Origin of the sequence: Bartonella propinqua (genome assembly GCF_047263965.1) — a bacterium.
GTDB lineage: Bacteria > Pseudomonadota > Alphaproteobacteria > Rhizobiales > Rhizobiaceae > Bartonella.
Genome location: NZ_JBLEBK010000002.1, coordinates 192,472 through 210,169, shown reverse-complemented (window position 1 = coordinate 210,169; position 17,698 = coordinate 192,472). Strand labels below are relative to the sequence as shown.

The 17,698-nt window shown below is 41.6% G+C and carries 15 protein-coding genes and 2 tRNA genes; 8 read left to right on the top strand and 9 right to left on the bottom strand.

The annotated features are described in order from the left end of the window. Window positions 1-256: 256 nt before the first annotated feature. Both ACMFKV_RS02625 and ACMFKV_RS02620 read right to left on the bottom strand, forming a co-directional pair. On the bottom strand, window positions 257-829 hold the full coding sequence (locus ACMFKV_RS02625) for a disulfide bond formation protein B (protein ID WP_413154430.1): 573 nt from the start codon (window positions 827-829) through the stop codon (window positions 257-259). A 24-nt stretch (window positions 830-853) separates the two neighbouring features. Next, window positions 854-1,462 carry a YqaA family protein gene (locus ACMFKV_RS02620; protein ID WP_413154429.1) on the bottom strand — a complete coding sequence of 203 codons (609 nt, stop codon included), beginning with the start codon at window positions 1,460-1,462 and terminating at the stop codon, window positions 854-856. A gap of 162 nt (window positions 1,463-1,624) precedes the next feature. Between ACMFKV_RS02620 and ACMFKV_RS02615 the strand changes: the two genes are divergently transcribed. After that, window positions 1,625-1,709, top strand: a tRNA-Leu gene (locus tag ACMFKV_RS02615). 1,204 nt (window positions 1,710-2,913) lie between these two features. On the opposite strand, the gene ACMFKV_RS02610 is transcribed toward ACMFKV_RS02615, so the two are convergent. The 4 genes from ACMFKV_RS02610 to ACMFKV_RS02595 form a co-directional block, all read right to left on the bottom strand. After that, window positions 2,914-3,270 (bottom strand): hypothetical protein, encoded by a 357-nt coding sequence (locus ACMFKV_RS02610; RefSeq protein ID WP_336288683.1) that lies wholly within the window; start codon window positions 3,268-3,270, stop codon window positions 2,914-2,916. A 1,302-nt stretch (window positions 3,271-4,572) separates the two neighbouring features. Next, window positions 4,573-5,208, bottom strand: coding sequence for a hypothetical protein (locus ACMFKV_RS02605; RefSeq protein ID WP_413154428.1), 636 nt, complete (start codon window positions 5,206-5,208; stop codon window positions 4,573-4,575). A 136-nt stretch (window positions 5,209-5,344) separates the two neighbouring features. Beyond that, on the bottom strand, window positions 5,345-8,254 hold the full coding sequence (locus ACMFKV_RS02600; protein WP_413154455.1) for a toprim domain-containing protein: 2,910 nt from the start codon (window positions 8,252-8,254) through the stop codon (window positions 5,345-5,347). 1 nt (window position 8,255) lies between these two features. Then, entirely contained in the window at window positions 8,256-9,230 is a 975-nt protein-coding gene (locus tag ACMFKV_RS02595) for a YdaU family protein (protein ID WP_413154427.1), read from the bottom strand. Between the two features lie 452 nt (window positions 9,231-9,682). Here ACMFKV_RS02595 and ACMFKV_RS02590 point away from each other — a divergent pair, with 452 nt between their 5' ends. The 5 genes from ACMFKV_RS02590 to ACMFKV_RS02570 all read left to right on the top strand — a co-directional run bounded on the left by ACMFKV_RS02590 (window position 9,683) and on the right by ACMFKV_RS02570 (window position 12,202). Continuing rightward, window positions 9,683-10,000: an XRE family transcriptional regulator gene (locus ACMFKV_RS02590; protein WP_336288176.1), complete on the top strand. Its 318-nt coding sequence runs from the start codon at window positions 9,683-9,685 to the stop codon at window positions 9,998-10,000. Window positions 10,001-10,316: 316 nt separating this feature from the next. Beyond that, window positions 10,317-10,706 carry a hypothetical protein gene (locus tag ACMFKV_RS02585; protein ID WP_336288175.1) on the top strand — a complete coding sequence of 130 codons (390 nt, stop codon included), beginning with the start codon at window positions 10,317-10,319 and terminating at the stop codon, window positions 10,704-10,706. 4 nt (window positions 10,707-10,710) lie between these two features. Then, entirely contained in the window at window positions 10,711-10,908 is a 198-nt protein-coding gene (locus ACMFKV_RS02580) for a hypothetical protein (RefSeq protein WP_336288174.1), read from the top strand. A 258-nt stretch (window positions 10,909-11,166) separates the two neighbouring features. Next, window positions 11,167-11,334, top strand: coding sequence for a hypothetical protein (locus tag ACMFKV_RS02575; RefSeq protein WP_336288173.1), 168 nt, complete (start codon window positions 11,167-11,169; stop codon window positions 11,332-11,334). Window positions 11,335-11,443: 109 nt separating this feature from the next. Continuing rightward, a complete protein-coding gene (locus ACMFKV_RS02570; protein ID WP_336288172.1) occupies window positions 11,444-12,202 on the top strand; it encodes a lambda exonuclease family protein in 759 nt (252 codons plus the stop codon). A gap of 611 nt (window positions 12,203-12,813) precedes the next feature. On the opposite strand, the gene ACMFKV_RS02565 is transcribed toward ACMFKV_RS02570, so the two are convergent. Next, a tRNA-Thr gene (locus tag ACMFKV_RS02565) sits at window positions 12,814-12,888 on the bottom strand. 163 nt (window positions 12,889-13,051) lie between these two features. Here ACMFKV_RS02565 and ACMFKV_RS02560 point away from each other — a divergent pair. Both ACMFKV_RS02560 and murA read left to right on the top strand, forming a co-directional pair. Then, entirely contained in the window at window positions 13,052-13,204 is a 153-nt protein-coding gene (locus tag ACMFKV_RS02560) for a hypothetical protein (protein ID WP_336288170.1), read from the top strand. A 130-nt stretch (window positions 13,205-13,334) separates the two neighbouring features. Beyond that, window positions 13,335-14,630 carry a UDP-N-acetylglucosamine 1-carboxyvinyltransferase gene (murA, locus tag ACMFKV_RS02555; protein ID WP_336288169.1) on the top strand — a complete coding sequence of 432 codons (1,296 nt, stop codon included), beginning with the start codon at window positions 13,335-13,337 and terminating at the stop codon, window positions 14,628-14,630. Window positions 14,631-15,311: 681 nt separating this feature from the next. Here the strand turns inward: murA and ACMFKV_RS02550 are convergent. Then, complete coding sequence (locus ACMFKV_RS02550) at window positions 15,312-16,148, bottom strand: TIGR00282 family metallophosphoesterase (protein ID WP_336288168.1); 837 nt, start codon at window positions 16,146-16,148, stop codon at window positions 15,312-15,314. Between the two features lie 3 nt (window positions 16,149-16,151). Then, complete coding sequence (locus ACMFKV_RS02545) at window positions 16,152-16,775, bottom strand: 5-formyltetrahydrofolate cyclo-ligase (RefSeq protein ID WP_336288167.1); 624 nt, start codon at window positions 16,773-16,775, stop codon at window positions 16,152-16,154. Window positions 16,776-17,698: the final 923 nt, after the last annotated feature.

Below are 17,698 nucleotides of genomic sequence, written 5' to 3'. Positions count from 1 at the left end.
GCCTGTTAGGGGTGGAGGGTATGTCTGCTGGAGATGGAGGGTGTGTTTGTTAGGGGTGGAGGGTATGCTTGCTGGAGATGGAGGATGTGCCTGTTAGGGGGTGGAGGGTATGTTTGCTGAAAAGCTATAGCAATACGCATGAGGAGTGGGGAAAGGTGAAAAAATAAAGCGAAATGTTGGCATGTGGCTTGGATAGAAGGTTGCTTGGATAGAAGAAAGCGCGGATCTGTTGCGTAGTCTCATTTTTGCTTTGTGGTTATCGTTTTTTGCGATTTGAAAGAATCCCTTTTGAAGCAACATAGAGGCTTATCAGCATGTAAAGTAGGCTGGCAACAGCATTCCAACCAGCAAAGGAGAGAAAAAGAAAGCGCGCTGGTGCTGCAGAACAAGAAGGAGGGTGAATATTGTTTAATTGACTGAGCAGTTGGTTAACGTCTGTTATTATCCTTGTTGTGTCTGAACCACAGCTGGGGGGAGCAGGCCAAAAGCCATATTCGATACCTGTATGGTATATCGCTAAGACAAGGCTGATTGTCATCAACAAAAACACGCATAAAAAGAATAGTCGCACCCACAAAGACATGCGAAAAAAACATGCTCCCAAACCTGCTAAAATCAAAAATGCTATGGCAATATAGTAAGGAAAGCGCTCAATGAGGCATAAATTGCAAGGAAGATATTTTCCAATATATTCAAAACCAAGTGCAAGACCGATTGTGGCAGAAAGGCAAAAAATGAGAAAAAAAGCCCATAAACTTTGCTCTTTATTGCTTATTTCTCGATGAAGATGTTGGTTCAAAAGATGCCGAGGAGATAAAGTGCAAGCCATCAAGCATGTTCCCTAAAATGCAAGCTACTTATTGAGGAAAGCGATAATTCCACCGTAAAGCAATAGCACACTAACACAACCAATGAGCACAATCCATTTGAAATGGCGAGAAAGATACTTCACGGCTTTTTGTCCAAAGCGCTGAATCAGCCATGCGAGAAAATAAAAACGTGCCCCACGAGCTAAGATACAGATGATGATAAAAAGTCCAAGATGTAAACCCATGACACCTGTTAAGATCGTGATAATCTTAATGGGTGGAAGGTGGAAAAAGCCTGAGATAATCAGTAAAATTACCAGAAGTTCCAGTGTAGTATCGTTGCGCAGTGCTTGAAAACTTTCATATTTGCCGTAAAACTCTAAAATTGGTTTGGCAATACTGTCATAAGCATAGTGTCCAATGAACCAGCCAAAAATCCCTCCTAAAAGAGAACAAGTGGTGGCAAGAAAAGCATAGCGATAGGCACGACGAGGGTGGACAAAAACCATTGGAATGTACAAAACATCCACGGGAATGGGAAAAATAGAACTTTCAAGAAAAGCAATAAATCCAAGCCAGTGTGGTGCTGTACGACGATCCGCTAAAGAAATCGTCCAAAGTTTTAGTCTGTTTAATATCGTAGGTTTTTTCATCGACTTAAATGAAGAAAAGATTCTTAAACTACGTCCAATAAACCGAATGGGGTAAAAATAATATAAATTTTTAAAAAAAAAGAAAAGTCTGCTGTTGACGAATCTACACTTCTTCATATAGTGCCAAGAAGTAATGGATAAGTCTGTTCTTTATGACAGCCTGCGGGTGTGGTGGAACTGGTAGACGCGCCAGACTCAAAATCTGGTTCCGAGAGGAGTGTCGGTTCGAGTCCGACCACCCGCACCATTCAATTTCAAAAGTCAGATACCATGCGCTCTCTTCAAAATACCATGTGTTCTCTTCAAAAATGAGATATTTCGAAAATCTAATATAAAGTCTGATATTCTCATATTCTGATACTCTAATATATTGACAATGTTGTTCTTTTTTTTTTTGCGTGGGCTGACTGCTTTTGTCACGTATTTTATTTTTATATGATTGGATTTTGCCGTAAGGCTAGTACAGCTTGTAACTTGCTGTGAGGGCATGGCAAGATGTGTAAGGCAAAGTCTTTATTTATTTTGAAGATGAGCGTAATTCTCAAAGTTTTAAACTTTTCATCTTTATCGTAAAATACTCAAATCAATGGAACAATAATGAAACAATATTGTCATAAGAAAAATGCTCAATGAACCAAAGAATAGTTTCTTTAAATAAAATAGATGGCTGCAATAAAAATATATCGATAGCTAAGAATAACAAGAATAGATCAATATTATCAAAATATACAATATAATCTTGGAATGAAAAAAATAAAACTTTCAAGAAAAGCAGTTTTAAAAATAAAGGTGAAAATTTTTATAAAGATTGCTTACACCACGCTAACTTTATGAAATTTTATGAAGGACTACTGAGGGCGCTTTACGCAAGTCTTTCTTAAGCGCGCGGAGTATAAAATTTTTAAAGGTGGGAGAGGTAGTATAACAAGAGCTCTCGTCAGTATAATAAAAGAAAAATAATAATATAAATTTGTTTAGCAGAATAATTTTTCTTTTAAGCGTATAGTTACGCTCTTTTAAGTATAGAGAGTAAATCTTGATATCACATTGAGCTCTTCAGTTAAGGTTTTCTTTTTCAGCATTAATGAAAACTATTTCAGCCTTGATGAAGGCTATTGGCAAAACAACAGCATGATGAAAGGATACATAATAGACTTTTTATCATATTGTGTCTTGATGCGTTGTCATTTATAGGGCAGTCGTAGAAAAACTAAAGGATAAATATTGTTATTTTTATATCGTCACTACTGGATTTTATATAAATATGTGTTTTTATACTTATTCGTATGCAGTTTTTTATACAAAGAAAAATTTCATAAAAATGTCATAAAGATGAGATGAATAAGTATTCATAAAAGTAACAGTGAAATAAAAAAGGCCTAAGATGATCAAAGGCCTTTCTCTATTTTTTAATATATCAGAAGTTTGTTTTGTACTTTAAAGAGTATTATTTAGAATAGTGATTTGAGATAAGTTACTAAAACAGTAATAAAAAAATCAATTACAGCAAATAATAGTCTCTTTCCTTCTTCGTATAATTCGGATGTTAGTAAGGAAATGTTATGATATTGTGCTTTATTTAAATTATCAAATGTACCTTTTGTTTTATCAAGGAGATCTAAGTCTATTTCTGGAGTATTTGAAGGAGTAATAATTTTTGTATCGGGAGAAGGTTTAACAAATTCATGAATAGTCGAGTGGTTAGTAACTGAAGGATAATGTTGAGTGACTATATGATCAGATGATTTAAGAGCAAGAAATAAACCGCTGGTCATTGCCCCGGCTATGAAAAAATATCTGATGTTCATAGTGTTTCTCCTTTATATTTATTTAAAGAAATAAATATCTAAATGGATCATATATAAAATTGCAGTAAATCACTATAGTAAAAATGCAACAGTCATAAAAAAGAACATGATTTGCCTAAAAATTGACAAAATTAACCATATTTTTTAAGTAAAATTACTTCAAAACTTGTTTTATTTTATAATATTTTTGTATCAAAATAGATTATTGAAGATTCTCGTAGAAGCCCTGAAAACTCTTTATTGTATTAAATTAAAATGATCTATAAAGAGCGAAATACTTCCAAAAAAAATATAAATTGAGAGGGGATGAAAAAAAAAGTAAAAATATTAAGAATATTTTTACTTTTTTATTTCAAATCAGTCAGATGTTACAACTCTTATAATATTCTTTTTTCATTATTAATATATTATAAGTTGTATAATTTTAATAATCAGGATTAATTCAATATAAAAGAAAAAAGAATAAAAGAATCTACAGTAATAAATGCAAAACACATGCTGTAATTTGGTTATTTATTAAATTTTTCTTGTTTGCACATGATTTATAAATAGTGACTTTATAAGATATATATCTTGCATAAGATAAACATAATAAAACAATAGTTGGAACGTAAATAACTTAATGTTTATTTTATTTGTTAGTTAATATTATTTTAAGTGTGTTCTTACTTCATTTGCATCATATTTTATGGATCATAGTTAGAGTGTTATTATAAACATAAAAAAGAGTTTATTTCTTCAAGGTGATATTTTTTCGAGAAGAGTGAGTCTGAAAATATATTTCTCCATGAGAAAAGAAGCGTTATATATCCTCAATGGATGAAGAGCTGAAAAAATTTATAAATATTTGCAAGATAGATAATTTTTTCATGAAACTACTTGTACAGAGCATTTCTCAGGTTGGATGATTATCTTGGAAAGTGGTTCTTGGTAGACTGCTTTTTGGTGGGGTGGGTTCTTGGTAGGTCTCTTCTTGATGAGAACAGTTCTGCGTTGGAGCAGTTTTGAGAGAGTGGAGTGGTTTGGTTTCTTCTTGGTGGGAGGAGTTCTCAGTTGGATTGCTGAAGGGTAGCCTCAATGGGATTGGTTTTTATGGAGCGTAAAATGAGATGTGCCCAAGTTGAATGAAAGTTGTAGATTGAGTGAAAGTTGTACACTGCAACTAAAAATGACGCTTTTCTATTATTATTATACGCTCTTTTTCAGATGTTTTACATCGATAATCTCCTTTTATATTCTAGACAACATTTTGAATATTCAATGTGCTTTGTTGGATGGTTGCTGGAGTGGGTGCGTGGGTTTTTAATCTGCTGTTCTTTTTTCTGGAGCAGAGGAGCGTTCAGAGCGCTTATGGCTTGCATATCCCCAGTAAACTGCTAGCAGATCTAAACAATCCCGTAAATGATCCGCCAATGAGTTTTGTTTGCGTTTTGAAGGGCTCAAATCTTTGATTGCTTGACCGTAGCCAACGACTTTTTCAATAAGCGAATAACCCAGAACACCAAGGGGGATTTTGATTGCTTGTAAATGATTTGCTGCCTCTATTTGGCGTTCAATGGGATGCGTATAATTTTGGCTGCTATCAACCTTTTGACGCGTGTAATCAAGGCTCATGTGGAGATCGGATTGACTATGACGCCAGTAAACATAAAAATGTTCTGCTGCTTTATATTGCATTTTGCTGATATGTCCTTTCGCGTATAAAAGTGCAATGGGATGGCTTTTTGCATTGGCAATGGCAATGATGGTGCGTGGATTGCTTTTGCTTGCTTGGTGGGTTGACTGAAAATAAGGATTGCTTGTTTCAATGGAGACTTCTTGTGTTTTTAAGTGACCAAGGCGCTGTTTTTCTTCATCCTGAGAAGAGAGGGGAAAAGCGGATGTCTTTTTTTTTTGCTTCTCTTGGATTTGGGTGTTTTTTTTGTTCTTGTGCTTCATGCTATTTTCTCAAAAATTGTTGTCTTATTTGTGTGTTTAAACAAATGAAATGTTGTATAGGGATGCACTTTCAAAGAAGAAGCTGTGGAGCCTCATGTTCTTGAAAGGGAGTGGGGTCTTTAAAGAAGTTGATATGTTATTTTGTTGCCACAGTAGCTATGGGGGCTGTGTTCTTTTGTCTGTTGTGTTCAAGATAATGTCGCAGGTGGAGGGTGCCCTCAGCAGAACAACGATAACGATAAGTTTGTGGGTCAAACCAAAGACCAACTTTTCCTTCAAAGTCACCTGAACGTTGTTTCGCGATATTCATAATCACGCTCGGGCGTTTGGCTAAATCTGCCTTTTCTTCCCTCCCAGATGCGGCAAAAATTTTGTCTTCTAACGACCGATTGCGCCAAATGGTGATGATATTAAACGCATTGGCTCCAATTTCTGAGGCACCTTTAATATCTTCAGTGTTCGGGACGTCTTTATCCAAGCCACTTTTGCGTGCATGGGCAACAAGATGAATGTGTACGGCGTTTAAAACTGCCCAGTCAACCATTTTATAAACCGCTTGTTCTTGTCCTGCATAATCATCTGAGGCAATGCCAAGACGCATTAAACTGTCGATGATAAATTGATCGCAGCCATAGCGTGCACGGCAATAGTCAAACACATCAAGCAATGTATCGACGCTTGATTTACCAACATGCTCATAAAGAATAAGTCCTTCGTCTAAAAATTGCAGAATCTGTTCAATCATGTCTTTTGTTGGTTGCTCCAAGCCTCCTGTTTGTTTTGTTAAACGGCGCAGGGATTGTTCTCCTTTCATTTCCAATGAGGCTAAGCAAAGGCGGCTCTTTTGCGAAATCCAATGTGGAATGCAGTCCGATAATAGCTGGCTTTTTCCTGCACCACTCGATCCGCTCCAGAGTGTTAACTCCGATGGACGAAAATAAAGTTTGCCGTTGAGTCTAGGGTAGGGAACCGTGTAACCAAGATATTGGTCAGGCTCTGGCCAAAACAACTTTATAACTTGATCTTTATATTCTGAAGCATGCCGTAGTCCTTTTGGTGCAAAGCTTTTCGCTGATGAAAAGGCTGCTGCCATGGTGGCAGAATCAACTCCTGCGGTTAAACACTCATTTGCATCCTTATAGGGCAAGCAGACGCGGTAGCAACGGTGGCGACCAAGCCGATGTGCAATCTCAAGTGCAGCTTCCTCTCCAGGTTTGTCCATGTCGGTGGCTAAAAAAATTGTCTCAAAAGGTTCTAAATGATCAAATTCATTTTCAATCCAATTATGTTTGCCTCCACTGCCCCCTCCAAATGGTACTGAAACTGCTGGATATCCGTAAGCTGCCAATGAGAGTGCATCAATTTCTCCTTCAGTGATGACAATTGTACGATTCGTAGGAATAAAAGCTCGCTCCGTTGGGGGAGCAGCCTGCCCCGTTGGGGAAGTGGCGTGTCCCGTTGAGAGAACGGTTTGTTCTGTTGAGGGAGCAGTCTGCCCCGTTGGGGAAGCGGCGTGTCCCGTTGAGAGAGCAGCGTGCCCTGTTGGGGGAGTGGCGTGTCCCGTTGAGAGAACGGCTTGCTCTGTTGAGAGAGTGGCTTGTCCCGTTGGGGGAGCAGTCTGCCCCGTTGGGGAAGTGGCGTGTCCCGTTGAGAGAACGGCTTGCTCTGTTGAGAGAGCAGCGTGCCCTGTTGGGGGAGCAGCGTGCCCTGTTGGGGGAGCAGCTTGTCCCGTTGGGGAAGCGGCGTGTCCCGTTGTGAGAGCAGCGTGTCCCGTTGGGGGAGCAGCGTGCCCTGTTGGGGGAGCAGCGTGCTCCGTTGGGGAAGCGGCGTGTCCCGTTGGGGAAGCGGCGTGTCCCGTTGTGAGAGCAGCGTGCTCCGTTGGGGGAGCAGTGTGCTCCGTTGGGGAAGCGGCGTGTTCCGTTGAGAGAACGGCTTGCTCTGTTGAGAGAGCAGCGTGCCCTGTTGGGGGAGCAGCATGTCCCGTTGGGGGAGTGGCGTGTCCCGTTGGGGAAGTGGCGTGTCCCGTTGGGGGAGCGGTGTGCTCCGTTGTGAGAGCAGCGTGCTCCGTTGGGGGAGTGGCTTGCTCTGTTGAGAGAGTGGCTTGTCCCGTTGGGGAAGTGGCGTGTCCTGTTGAGGGAGCAGTGTGCTCCGTTGTGAGAGCAGCGTGCCCTGTTGGGAGAGCAGCGTGCCCCGTTGGGGGAGTGGCTTGCTCTGTTGAGAGAGTGGCTTGTCCCGTTGGGGGAGCAGTCTGCCCCGTTGGGGAAGTGGCGTGTCCCGTTGAGAGAACGGCTTGCTCTGTTGAGAGAGCAGCGTGCCCTGTTGGGGGAGCAGTGTGCTCCGTTGAGAGAGCAGCCTGTCCTGTTGAGGGAGTGGCTTGTCCCGTTGTGAGAGCAGCGTGCTCCGTTGGGGAAGTGGCTTGCTCTGTTGAGAGAGCAGCGTGTCCCGTTGGGGGAGTGGCTTGATTTAGGGGAACAAGAGCTTGCCAGCCAAATAAAATCGGTTCACATTGTGATGCTGTCGGTTTTGTTTTTGCACCCGCTTGTGCTAAGCGCTCTTTTACCAAGGCAAGGGTACCATCAGGTTTGTAAAATGGAAAAATGATCTTTTCGCCATCTTCCCTTATGTGGTAACGCTTTAAAACCTCAAGCGGAATACGGCGCTTTTGGTTGAGGTAAGTTTTTACCAAATTCTGTGGTGTGTTCCCTGTGGGGAGGGGTGGGTGCCGATAGGTACGATGGGGCGCCATGAAAGGTTTGGGACGTGTCAGGTTAAGATAGGTGCGCGCTTCCTCTAACGCTTGAGAGAGGGTAATCCCTTTCACAGCGCACCAAAGGTCTAGAAGGTCACCGCCGATGCCTTCCGCAAAATCATACCAAAGACCTGCTTTATTACCGCTCAAACATACCGATAAACTTTGACCAGCTTCGCCTTGTGTGTTCCCCACAATCCAGTCATTGCCGCGTTTTCGTCCCCGTGGAAGAAGCATTTCTGCAATCGTGCTTGCTTGAGACGAAAGCTTTTGTTTGATCTCAAAAATCGTGCTCATGTTATGATACGCGGTAATTGATGAGACTCCGATAAAGAGCATCATTGTTGTTGTTATTATTACTGCTGCTGCTGTTACTGCTGGGTGCAGATGAGGGCGAATGAGAGGAAAAAGTCGCAAGCTTTTCTTGATTTTCTTTGAGTCGCTCAATCTCACGGCGAAACCAATTGCGCCACGTGGCTTGCCAGTCAACTTTCAGCGCGTCTTTGCCGCTTTTGGCACGCCAGTAATCGCGAAACTTCTTTTCTTGCCAGTGTGCTTGCTCTTGACTTAAACCTTCTGCAATTGCTGCGCGGATGTCTGCTGTCCAATCGGCAGGAAGACGTTGCCCTTTGGGGGCTGTTGTGCAACTCTCGGCTTGCTTTTGAGCGCTGGAAGGTTGCTCGGTTAATTCTGGTTTTATAGACTGGGGAAGAAGAGGAGAGAGACTTGCAGATGTTCCCCCCCGCACTCTCTCCTCCTGTGGCTCAGAGGAAGAAAAAAACTTCTTTTCTGAAACACCGTCAGGTGTTTCCTTTTCTTCTTCTTTCTGAGCTTCTAAGTTATGTGTATCATCTTTTGCACTCTTGTTGAACGCCTGTTGAAGTTTTATATTGATTTTCTTGCGTTTTTGAGCAGAAGTACGACCCGCAAAGGATTTCTGTTCAAGCAATTTTGCGCGCTCGTAAAAAACATTTTCGCAGCGCTTATTCCATAAACCATTCGCTAAATTTAAAATTTTACCCTCTGCAATCAACATTTCTAAAACATTCACAAATGTTCGCTTGTCACAGCCACAAAGACGTGCTAAACGCTCTACCGATAATTCCAAAGGACGACCGCGCGCATACATTTCATTAAGCAAGATTGTATAAATTCCAATCTCGTGTGCACGCATACCGCGTACACCACCGAGAAAATCATTTTGGTACCAGCAAACGTAAGGAAGCGTAGACGATTCATAATGAGGAGTTTCTTGTTGATTTACATGTTTCATGTTTCAATCCGCTTTCTGCTTTTTTATGTGTTTCCATTCGCAATAAAGTCTAACCCAATGTTTTGGGGGCTGTGCAGGACTGTAGATTCAAATTTTTACTTCGAGTAAAATGTTTCAGTTTGTGTTGCCGTTTATTTTGTTAAATAGTCATTCTGTCGCTATCCCTTTTGACAGTTTAAGAGGCAATTATACGTGCGCGAGTATATGCAATATTACGATTTTTGGTTGCATAAATGGCAAAGGACCAATAGGAGAATATTGGAGATACATAGGTTTTCGGGGGCGCTTTTTGCACTCTTTGCGGTAGTGAATTGTGTTTCTAACCTGAAAATGAGCTTTTGTCCCCGAAATAAATTTTATCTTCTTAATATTATCCGTTTTAGAGGATAATGCAAGTCCATTTTATAAAAAGGACGTGTCTTTTTTTTTGAGACGCGCTATATGGTGAGACTATGAATATTGATGGTTGGCGTAAAAGATTGAGTGAAGCACTTAAAAAAAGTGGTCGCTCAAAAAGATCTGTTTCTCTCGCTGCTGGAAAAGGAGCTGGATATCTTCATTCTATTCTTACCGAAGGAAAAGAACCAACAATTGAATCTCTTGCGCGTATATGTCATGAAATTAATATCAGTATGAATTATATCCTTTATGAAGATGGTGCAAGTCTTGAAGATAAAGAGTTTATTGATCTTGTTTCAAAGCTTTCTCCTGAGGAACGACAGGCGATTTTAACTCTCTTGCGGAGACCAACGCACGAAGCATTAAAATAATCTCTTTTTGTGTTTTTTGATCAAGGTTACACCAGTATTCTATTAATTTTAAGTCGCTCATTTTAACCCCCCTGTCTGTTGGTGATTGGTTACATTTGATAAGAACAAATAGAGAACACTAAAAGGATATGAGGCGAATAAAATCGGCAGGGTTTTTATTCACATATGCCATTTAAGTATTATAAAGACTGAAAATATATTCATTATTAAAGATAAAATGATTTGACATCTCTTCCATAGAGGATATAAGACTAACGCTATATTTGACCATGTCAAGACAAAGCTACGTTTTATCAACTATGCAGGGGGAAAAATCATGAAAAATATTCCATTTGTTAAAGAGGATGAAATTATCGTCATTCTCTGTGAGGACGAAAGGGGTGATACTTATGAAGGACCTATCGAACAGATTGAGGAAGTTCTCGAGCTCGTCGAAGAACACGAGACTGTTCACAAACTTTTACGTCTTGATCTTGTCACATTGCATGCAGAAGATGTGAGTGAGCAACTTGCGGATGCTTATGTTGCAAATCATGATCTTGATGAAGAAAATACGCAGCTCCAGCCATTCATTCTCAATAGCGATATTTACCATGCTTGTTTAGACGAAAAAGTCGCACAAGAGTACGAAGAAAATCTTTATGGCTCTTACGAAAAACAGCATCGCTTGCGTCCTTGCGATGTGTTGACAGACTATTGGTGGTAAAAAAATGCCAAGCTATCTCAAAACAGTTTATCAGGGGATTCCACTTTATTATGCTGGACGTATTCAAAATACAGTGAAACTAGAACCCAAAAAATACAATGCACTCCCCTTTATATCGCAAAAGGCTGCTGAGTATGTTGCAAAAAATTTGGCAGAACAATATCTGCGCGATGATTTTTCTGTCGTTCAACAAAATGATTGAGAGATATCAAAAATATTTAAGAATTGTAGCAATCCAATGCAAAAATATACCAAGCGCTACAAGGATATACAAACGCTAAAAGAGTATAATAAGCGCTACAAGAGTATAATAAGCGCTAAGGGCATATAAGAGGCAAAAGCAAGAGACAAAAGACGCTTTGGGGGAAGAAGCCGTTGTGCTTGATGGAGGAGGGAATGGAGGGCGTCAAAATCAAAAAGCATGGGGAAAAATTTAAAAATTTTGCACAGGAGATATAAGATGGGGATATGGGATGGGGGAAAAATTGGAGATGGGCAGAAGTTGAAAATGGAAAAATATTGCAGTCCTATCATTACAGGAAATAGAGAAAAAATAAGGGAAATTTCCATCGGAAAAAGTGATTTAAAAGCAGAAAAGAACATCACAACGAAAATCACAATGCTCTGAAAATGAGAAAAATTGCTTTTGATAAGTTGAAAAAGCAAAAAATGAAGACTGATTTATTACAAACGCGTTTCAAAAAGAGGGGACGCTGCAAAATAAGGGATAAAATACCATGCCAGTCATTATCGATTGTGTTCAGGGGACGTCTGAATGGCAAAAAGCGCGCAATGGCTTAATCACTGCTTCTTTGTTTGAAATGGTTATGGCACAAAAAAAGCAAGGACAAAAAACCCAAAAGTACCATGCTGTCATGATGAAACTTGCTGGAGAAAGGATCACAGGAAAAACCGTTGAAGAGGGGACAACCCTTTCTATGCGGCGCGGTACAGAATTAGAGCCAGCCGCACGCCAGCTTTACGGTACGATGACGCATACAAATCCCGAATGTATTGGGTTTGTTTTAGCCGATGATGGCATGAAAGGATTTTCTCCCGATGCCTTTATCGGAACAGACGGATTGTTGGAAATTAAAACCAAAAAACCTGAAATTCTCATTCCTCATTATTATCAAAAAAATTTTCCAGAAGAGCATAAAGCGCAGTGTCAGGGAGGATTATGGATCACGCAACGCGAATGGGTAGACTTAATGCTTTATTGGCCTGATATGCCGCCTTTGATTAAACGTGCTTACCGTGATGAAGCCTATATTCGTAAGCTGGAAAGTGAGATTGACCGTTTTAATGAGGCGTTGGAAGTGATGGTGCGTCAAATTAAAAATGCCAACATGGACGGGGTTAAGGAGAGAGGGGGGATGACGAAAGTGGAAACTGCTGTGGAGGAAAGGGCAGTTTTTTCACGTTTGGAAGTAAAGCGTGGGAGAGCTGCAAGGAGAGTGGGCACTGTTTGGGCAAGAAAAGCAAAGCCGCTTTGAGGGGGAAGGTGGAGTTGCTTAGAGGGGATGAGAGCTCCTTTGAAGGAAAGGGCAGTTTTTTCACGTTTGGAAGTAAAGCGTGGGAGAGCTGCAAGAAGAGTGGGTGCTGTTTGGGCAAGAAAAGCAAAGCCGCTTTGAGGGGGAAGGTGGAGTTGCTTAGAGGGGATGAGAACTCCTTTGGAGGAAAGGGCAGTTTTTTTCACGTTTGGAAGTAAAGTGTGGGAGAGCTGCAAGAAGAGTGGGTGCTGTTTGGGCAAGAAAAGCAAAGCCGCTTTGAGGGGGAAGGTAGAGTTGCTTAGAGGGGATGAGAACTCCTTTGGAGGAAAGGGCAGTTTTTTTCACGTTTGGAAGTAAAGTGTGGGAGAGCTGCAAGGAGAGTGGGCACTGTTTGGGCAAGAAAAGCAAAGCCGCTTTGAGGGGGAAGGTGGAATTGCTTTGAGGGGATGAGAACTCCTTTGAAGGAAAGGGCAGTTTTTTTCACGTTTGGGAAGTAAAGTGTGGGAGAGCTGCAAGGAGAGTGGGTGCTGCTTGCTTAAGGGAAAGGGTAAAAAAGCTGAAAAAAAACAAAAAGCCAACACCGCACTGAAGGTGCAAAAAAACTTCCCACATAATGGTGCTGCGAGAGAGGATTGAACTCTCGACCTCTCCCTTACCAAGGGAGTGCTCTACCACTGAGCTACCGCAGCAGTTTTCAATCTTTGCGCTGCCTTGTGCCATATTGTCGTAAAATAGGCAAGAGAACATTTGTGCATTCTTGCAAGAAAATCCTTCTTGTGTCATGACATAAGTTCTTTACATTAACAAAAATGCGTTGCTTAAAGACGCTCAAGACTGCTCAAAGGTTGCGCAATGACACAAATATCTCAAAATCAAAAAGATGAAAAAAATAGTCATCAAGATGAAAAGGAAAGAAAACGTCAAGAAAGATTGGCAAAGCAATTACGCGAAAACTTGAAACGACGAAAAGAACAAAGTCGGAAAAGAGCACAAACAGAAAATTAAAAAACGAATATTTACGGCATTTTTGCAACTAACTTTTGCATGCTGCGTTTAAAAACCATTGTCAAAGAATAGCTTCCCAAAGAGCCAAAATCTTTGGAAGAGGAAACTCAAAGGGAAAGAGTGGAGAATTATGGATTCTATTCAGATCGTTGGTGGAAAAAAACTTAAAGGAATTATTCCTATCTCAGGAGCAAAAAATGCTGCATTGCCTCTTATGGTTGCTTCTTTGCTCACACAGGAGCCCTTTACTTTAGACAATGTGCCTCATCTTGCTGACGTCGAACTGTTAATTCGTATCCTCAATAATCATGGGGTTGGATATGCAGTTGAAGGACAAAAAACGAATTTTGATAATGAAAACTCAAGGACAATCCATTTTACTGCGCAAAAAATAACCACAACATGTGCACCCTACGAACTGGTGAAAAAAATGCGTGCAAGCTTTTGGGTGATCGGTCCACTCCTTGCACGGTGTAGAGAAGCCTATGTCTCTCTGCCTGGAGGATGCGCTATCGGAACAAGACCTGTCGATTTTATCCTTGAAGGACTCAAAACGTTAGGGGCACATATTGCTATCGAAAATGGATATGTTCATGCAAAAGCTCCAAAAGGATTGAAAGGTGCTCACTACCGTTTCCCTAAAGTCACTGTCGGGGGAACCCATGTGATGCTTATGGCAGCAGTTACTGCAAATGGAAAAACCGTCCTTGAAAATGCTGCTTGTGAACCAGAAGTCACAAACCTTATTCAAGCCCTTAACGCTATGGGGGCAAAAATAGTTGGGGAGGGAACATCAACGCTCACCATCGAAGGTGTGAAAGGGCTCAGCGGTGCAAGAATACGGGTCATCGCTGACCGAATCGAAGCTGGAACTTATGCAATGGCTGTGGCAATGACGGGTGGAGATGTTTTGCTGAAAAATGCCAATTTTCGTCATCTCACGCAAGTGTTGAAAGTTCTCCAAAAAACGGGACTCGATATCGAAATAAAACCACAAGGAATCCACGTGAAACGAGACAGACAACAAACAAAAATAATGCCCGTGGATATTAAAACAGGACCTTATCCCGACTTTCCAACCGATCTGCAAGCGCAATTCATGGCTTTGATGACGCGTGCTCATGGAACTGCACGTATCACTGAAACAATCTTCGAAAATCGTTTCATGCATGTTCAGGAACTGACACGTTTGGGAGCGAATATAAAACTTAATGGACAGACTGCAACCATTTCGGGAACAGAGCATTTGCAGGGGGCACCTGTGATGGCAACCGATTTGCGTGCTTCCGTCTCTCTTGTGATTGCTGCACTGGCAGCAAAAGGAGAAACAATCATCAATCGCGTCTATCATCTTGATCGTGGTTTCGAACGATTGGAAGAAAAATTAGCACAGTGTGGTGCAACAATTCAGCGCATAACGGGGTAATTCCTGCGAGGGAATCATACCTCTTTAAGAGGGGAGCTTTGCTTTAGAAAGGAAGCTCCCGAAGGGGGTTGAAGGGAGCTCTGCTTGAGGAAAGAAGCCTCCGAAGGGGGTTGAAGGGAGTTCTGCTTTAGGAAGAATATCCCCCGAAGGGGGTTGAAGAGAGCTCTGCTTAAGGAAGGAAGTCTCCGAAGGGGGTTGAAGGGAGCTTTGCTTAAGGAAGGAAGCCTCCCGAAGGGGGTTGAAGGGAGCTCTGCTTGAGGAAGAATATCCCCCGAAGGGGGTTGAAGGGAGCTCTGCTTTAAGAAAGAAGCCTCCTGAAGGGGGTAAAGGGAGCTTTGCTTTAGGAAGAATATCCCCCGAAGGGGGTTGAAGGGAGCTCTGCTTAAGGAAGGAAGTCTCCGAAGGGGGTTGAAGGGAGCTCTGCTTAAGGAAGGAAGTCTCCGAAGGGGGTTGAAGAGAGCTTTGCTTAAGGAAGGAAGCCTCCCAAAGGGGGTTGAAGGGAGCTCTGCTTAAGGAAGGAAGTCTCCGAAGGGGCTTGAAGAGAGCTTTGCTTAAGGAAGGAAGCCTCCCGAAGGGGGTTGAAGAGAGCTCTGCTTAAGGAAGGAAGTCTCCGAAGGGGGTTGAAGAGAGCTTTGCTTGAGGAAGAATATCCCCCGAAGGGGATGGAGGGGTGAGGAAGGGTCACCAAAAATCTGGGATTTCGGGCTTTAAGCGTGGACCAAGGCGTACTGCCGAGATCTTTTCCGCTAAACCCGTTCGATCCGAAAGTTCAACCGCTAAACCGCAAAGTGTGGCAGGACCACGCGCAGGCTCATAACGATTTTGCCTTTTCTTATAAAGAAAACGGTGTAACGGTTCTTCCTTATCCATCCCAAGAGATGAGTTGTAGTCGCCACACATTCCCGCATCCGACAAATATGCACTCCCACCTTCTAAAATCTGTGCATCAGCTGTGGGAGTGTGTGTGTGCGTCCCCACAATAACGCTGACACGTCCATCAAGAAAATGCCCAAAACATTGTTTCTCACTCGTCGTTTCTGCGTGAAAGTCAAAAATAATCGCGTCTGCTTGCTCCATCAAAGAGCAGGCAGACAAAATCTTTTCAGCCGTTTCAAACGAATCATCCGCCTTGCATGGCATAAAAACATTCCCCAAAATATTCGCAACAAGAACACGTCCTCCATTCTTGGCTGTAAAAATACCCGAACCTCTCCCTGGGGTGCCTTGGGGAAAATTGGCTGGACGCAAAAAACGATCATTCTCATACGCATATTGTAATGCTTCCTTGCAGCCAAAAGCATGGTTGCCCGTTGTTACAACGTCAGCTCCTGCTGCTAAAAGATCATGATATGTCTCTTGTGTAATGCCAAAGCCATTGGATGCGTTTTCACCATTCACTACAACAAAATCAAGTTGCCATTTCTCAATGAGATTTGGAAGTTGTTGAAAAACCGCATTGCAGCCCGTCGTTCCGACTATGTCACCTAAAAATAAAAATCGCATAAGCGCTTTAATCATACTTTAGCGCTCTAAGAAACCTTTTTCTGTGAAAATTCCTTGTACAGTTAAATCATGTTGCGCGGGGGGAATCGATACAACTTCTTGACAGGAAAAACCTAAACCCAATAAATGAATTTGGTGCCCTTGTTTTTTAAGAGATGCAACAGTACGATCATAATATCCCCCTCCATAACCAAGGCGGTGGCATTGATTATCAAATGCTGAAAGTGGAACTATAATAAAATTGGGGACGACAACGCTATTGTCTGAATTGGGTCCCATTGTGCCAAAGCGCATCGGCTCTAACACCGTGCTTTTTGAAAATGCACGAAAAACCATCGTGGTTGAATCAAGAATTGCTGGCAATGCTAAACTGCCACCCCGTGACACTATAAAATCAAACAAAGGACGAGGATCTATTTCCGATTTGATGGGCAAATAACCTGACAAAATCATTCGCGAAAAATCTTCACCTCTTTGCTCAAGATAGTGTATCACGTGGGAACAGGCGTGGTGCGAAAAAATCGCACGATTTTGTACTGAAAGCGCGTCGCGATGAGATAAGCCAAGTTTGCGTAAATGTGATCGAACCAAAGAAGCAGATTGTAAATATTGGGTGCTTTGTGCTTTTGTTTGGTCAACCATTATGTAAATTTCTATAAATTGTTATAAATCGCTCGATTGCGCTAAACAAGGTAGCACAAACTGCTACAAATTCCCACAAGTCTGGTAAAAAATCATAAAGATTCGTGCAATGTAAAAAAGACTGATGAATCAAAGGGAGGACGATATTATGGTGCAAGCGCAATGTTGTCGTATAAAGGAGAGTATAATGTTCTCATACAGTGTTGTAATATTGGGGTATAGTTTATTGCATTGCTAAGTGTGGGAGTGAAATTGTTAAATGTATAGGTGAAAAAGGCAGGTACGGAAGGTAGTATGTGTAAACAGCAAACAATTTATCCCCAATTGTGCCAATTACTTCTCCTCCAATTATGCCCATTATTTCCTTTGTGAAAAAAATGATGATCCGCAACAGCCGATGGAAAAGATTGATCCCGAGAACCTACTCAGTGGGTGGGTGCCATATGAAAAAGCCCACGAGCTTTGTGTGGGAGTGAAATCGCTAAATGTGTGGGTGAAAAAGGCAGGTACGGAAGGTGGTATGTGTAAACAGCAAACAATTTATCCCCAATTGTGCCAATTACTTCTCCTCCAATTATGCCCATTATTTCCTTTGTGAAAAAAATGGTGATCCGCAACAGCCGATGGAAAAGATTGATCCCGAGAATCTACTCAGTGGGTGGGTGCCATATGAAAAAACTCACGAGCTTTGTGTGGGAATGAAATCGCTAAATGTGTAGGTGAAAAAGGCAGGTACGGAAGGTGGTATGTGTAAACAGCAAACAATTTATCCCCAATTGTGTCAATTATTTCTCCCCCAATTATGCCCATTATTTCCTTTGTGAAAAAAATGGTGATCCGCAACAGCCGATGGAAAAGATTGATCCCGAGAATCTACTCAGTGGGTGGGTGCCATATGAAAAAACTCACGAGCTTTGTGTGGG

Bases quoted from the DNA above. Each gene is read 5' to 3' on its own strand.
- ACMFKV_RS02585 (WP_336288175.1), top strand. From the start codon at position 10,317: ATGAAAAATATTCCATTTGTTAAAGAGGATGAAATTATCGTCATTCTC.
- ACMFKV_RS02550 (WP_336288168.1), bottom strand. From the start codon at position 16,148: ATGATTAAAGCGCTTATGCGATTTTTATTTTTAGGTGACATAGTCGGA.
- ACMFKV_RS02545 (WP_336288167.1), bottom strand. From the start codon at position 16,775: ATGGTTGACCAAACAAAAGCACAAAGCACCCAATATTTACAATCTGCT.
- ACMFKV_RS02570 (WP_336288172.1), top strand. From the start codon at position 11,444: ATGCCAGTCATTATCGATTGTGTTCAGGGGACGTCTGAATGGCAAAAA.
- ACMFKV_RS02560 (WP_336288170.1), top strand. From the start codon at position 13,052: ATGACACAAATATCTCAAAATCAAAAAGATGAAAAAAATAGTCATCAA.
- ACMFKV_RS02595 (WP_413154427.1), bottom strand. From the start codon at position 9,230: ATGAAACATGTAAATCAACAAGAAACTCCTCATTATGAATCGTCTACG.
- ACMFKV_RS02575 (WP_336288173.1), top strand. From the start codon at position 11,167: ATGGGGATATGGGATGGGGGAAAAATTGGAGATGGGCAGAAGTTGAAA.
- ACMFKV_RS02620 (WP_413154429.1), bottom strand. From the start codon at position 1,462: ATGAAAAAACCTACGATATTAAACAGACTAAAACTTTGGACGATTTCT.
- murA (WP_336288169.1), top strand. From the start codon at position 13,335: ATGGATTCTATTCAGATCGTTGGTGGAAAAAAACTTAAAGGAATTATT.
- ACMFKV_RS02625 (WP_413154430.1), bottom strand. From the start codon at position 829: ATGGCTTGCACTTTATCTCCTCGGCATCTTTTGAACCAACATCTTCAT.
- ACMFKV_RS02590 (WP_336288176.1), top strand. From the start codon at position 9,683: ATGAATATTGATGGTTGGCGTAAAAGATTGAGTGAAGCACTTAAAAAA.
- ACMFKV_RS02605 (WP_413154428.1), bottom strand. From the start codon at position 5,208: ATGAAGCACAAGAACAAAAAAAACACCCAAATCCAAGAGAAGCAAAAA.
- ACMFKV_RS02610 (WP_336288683.1), bottom strand. From the start codon at position 3,270: ATGAACATCAGATATTTTTTCATAGCCGGGGCAATGACCAGCGGTTTA.
- ACMFKV_RS02580 (WP_336288174.1), top strand. From the start codon at position 10,711: ATGCCAAGCTATCTCAAAACAGTTTATCAGGGGATTCCACTTTATTAT.
- ACMFKV_RS02600 (WP_413154455.1), bottom strand. From the start codon at position 8,254: ATGAGCACGATTTTTGAGATCAAACAAAAGCTTTCGTCTCAAGCAAGC.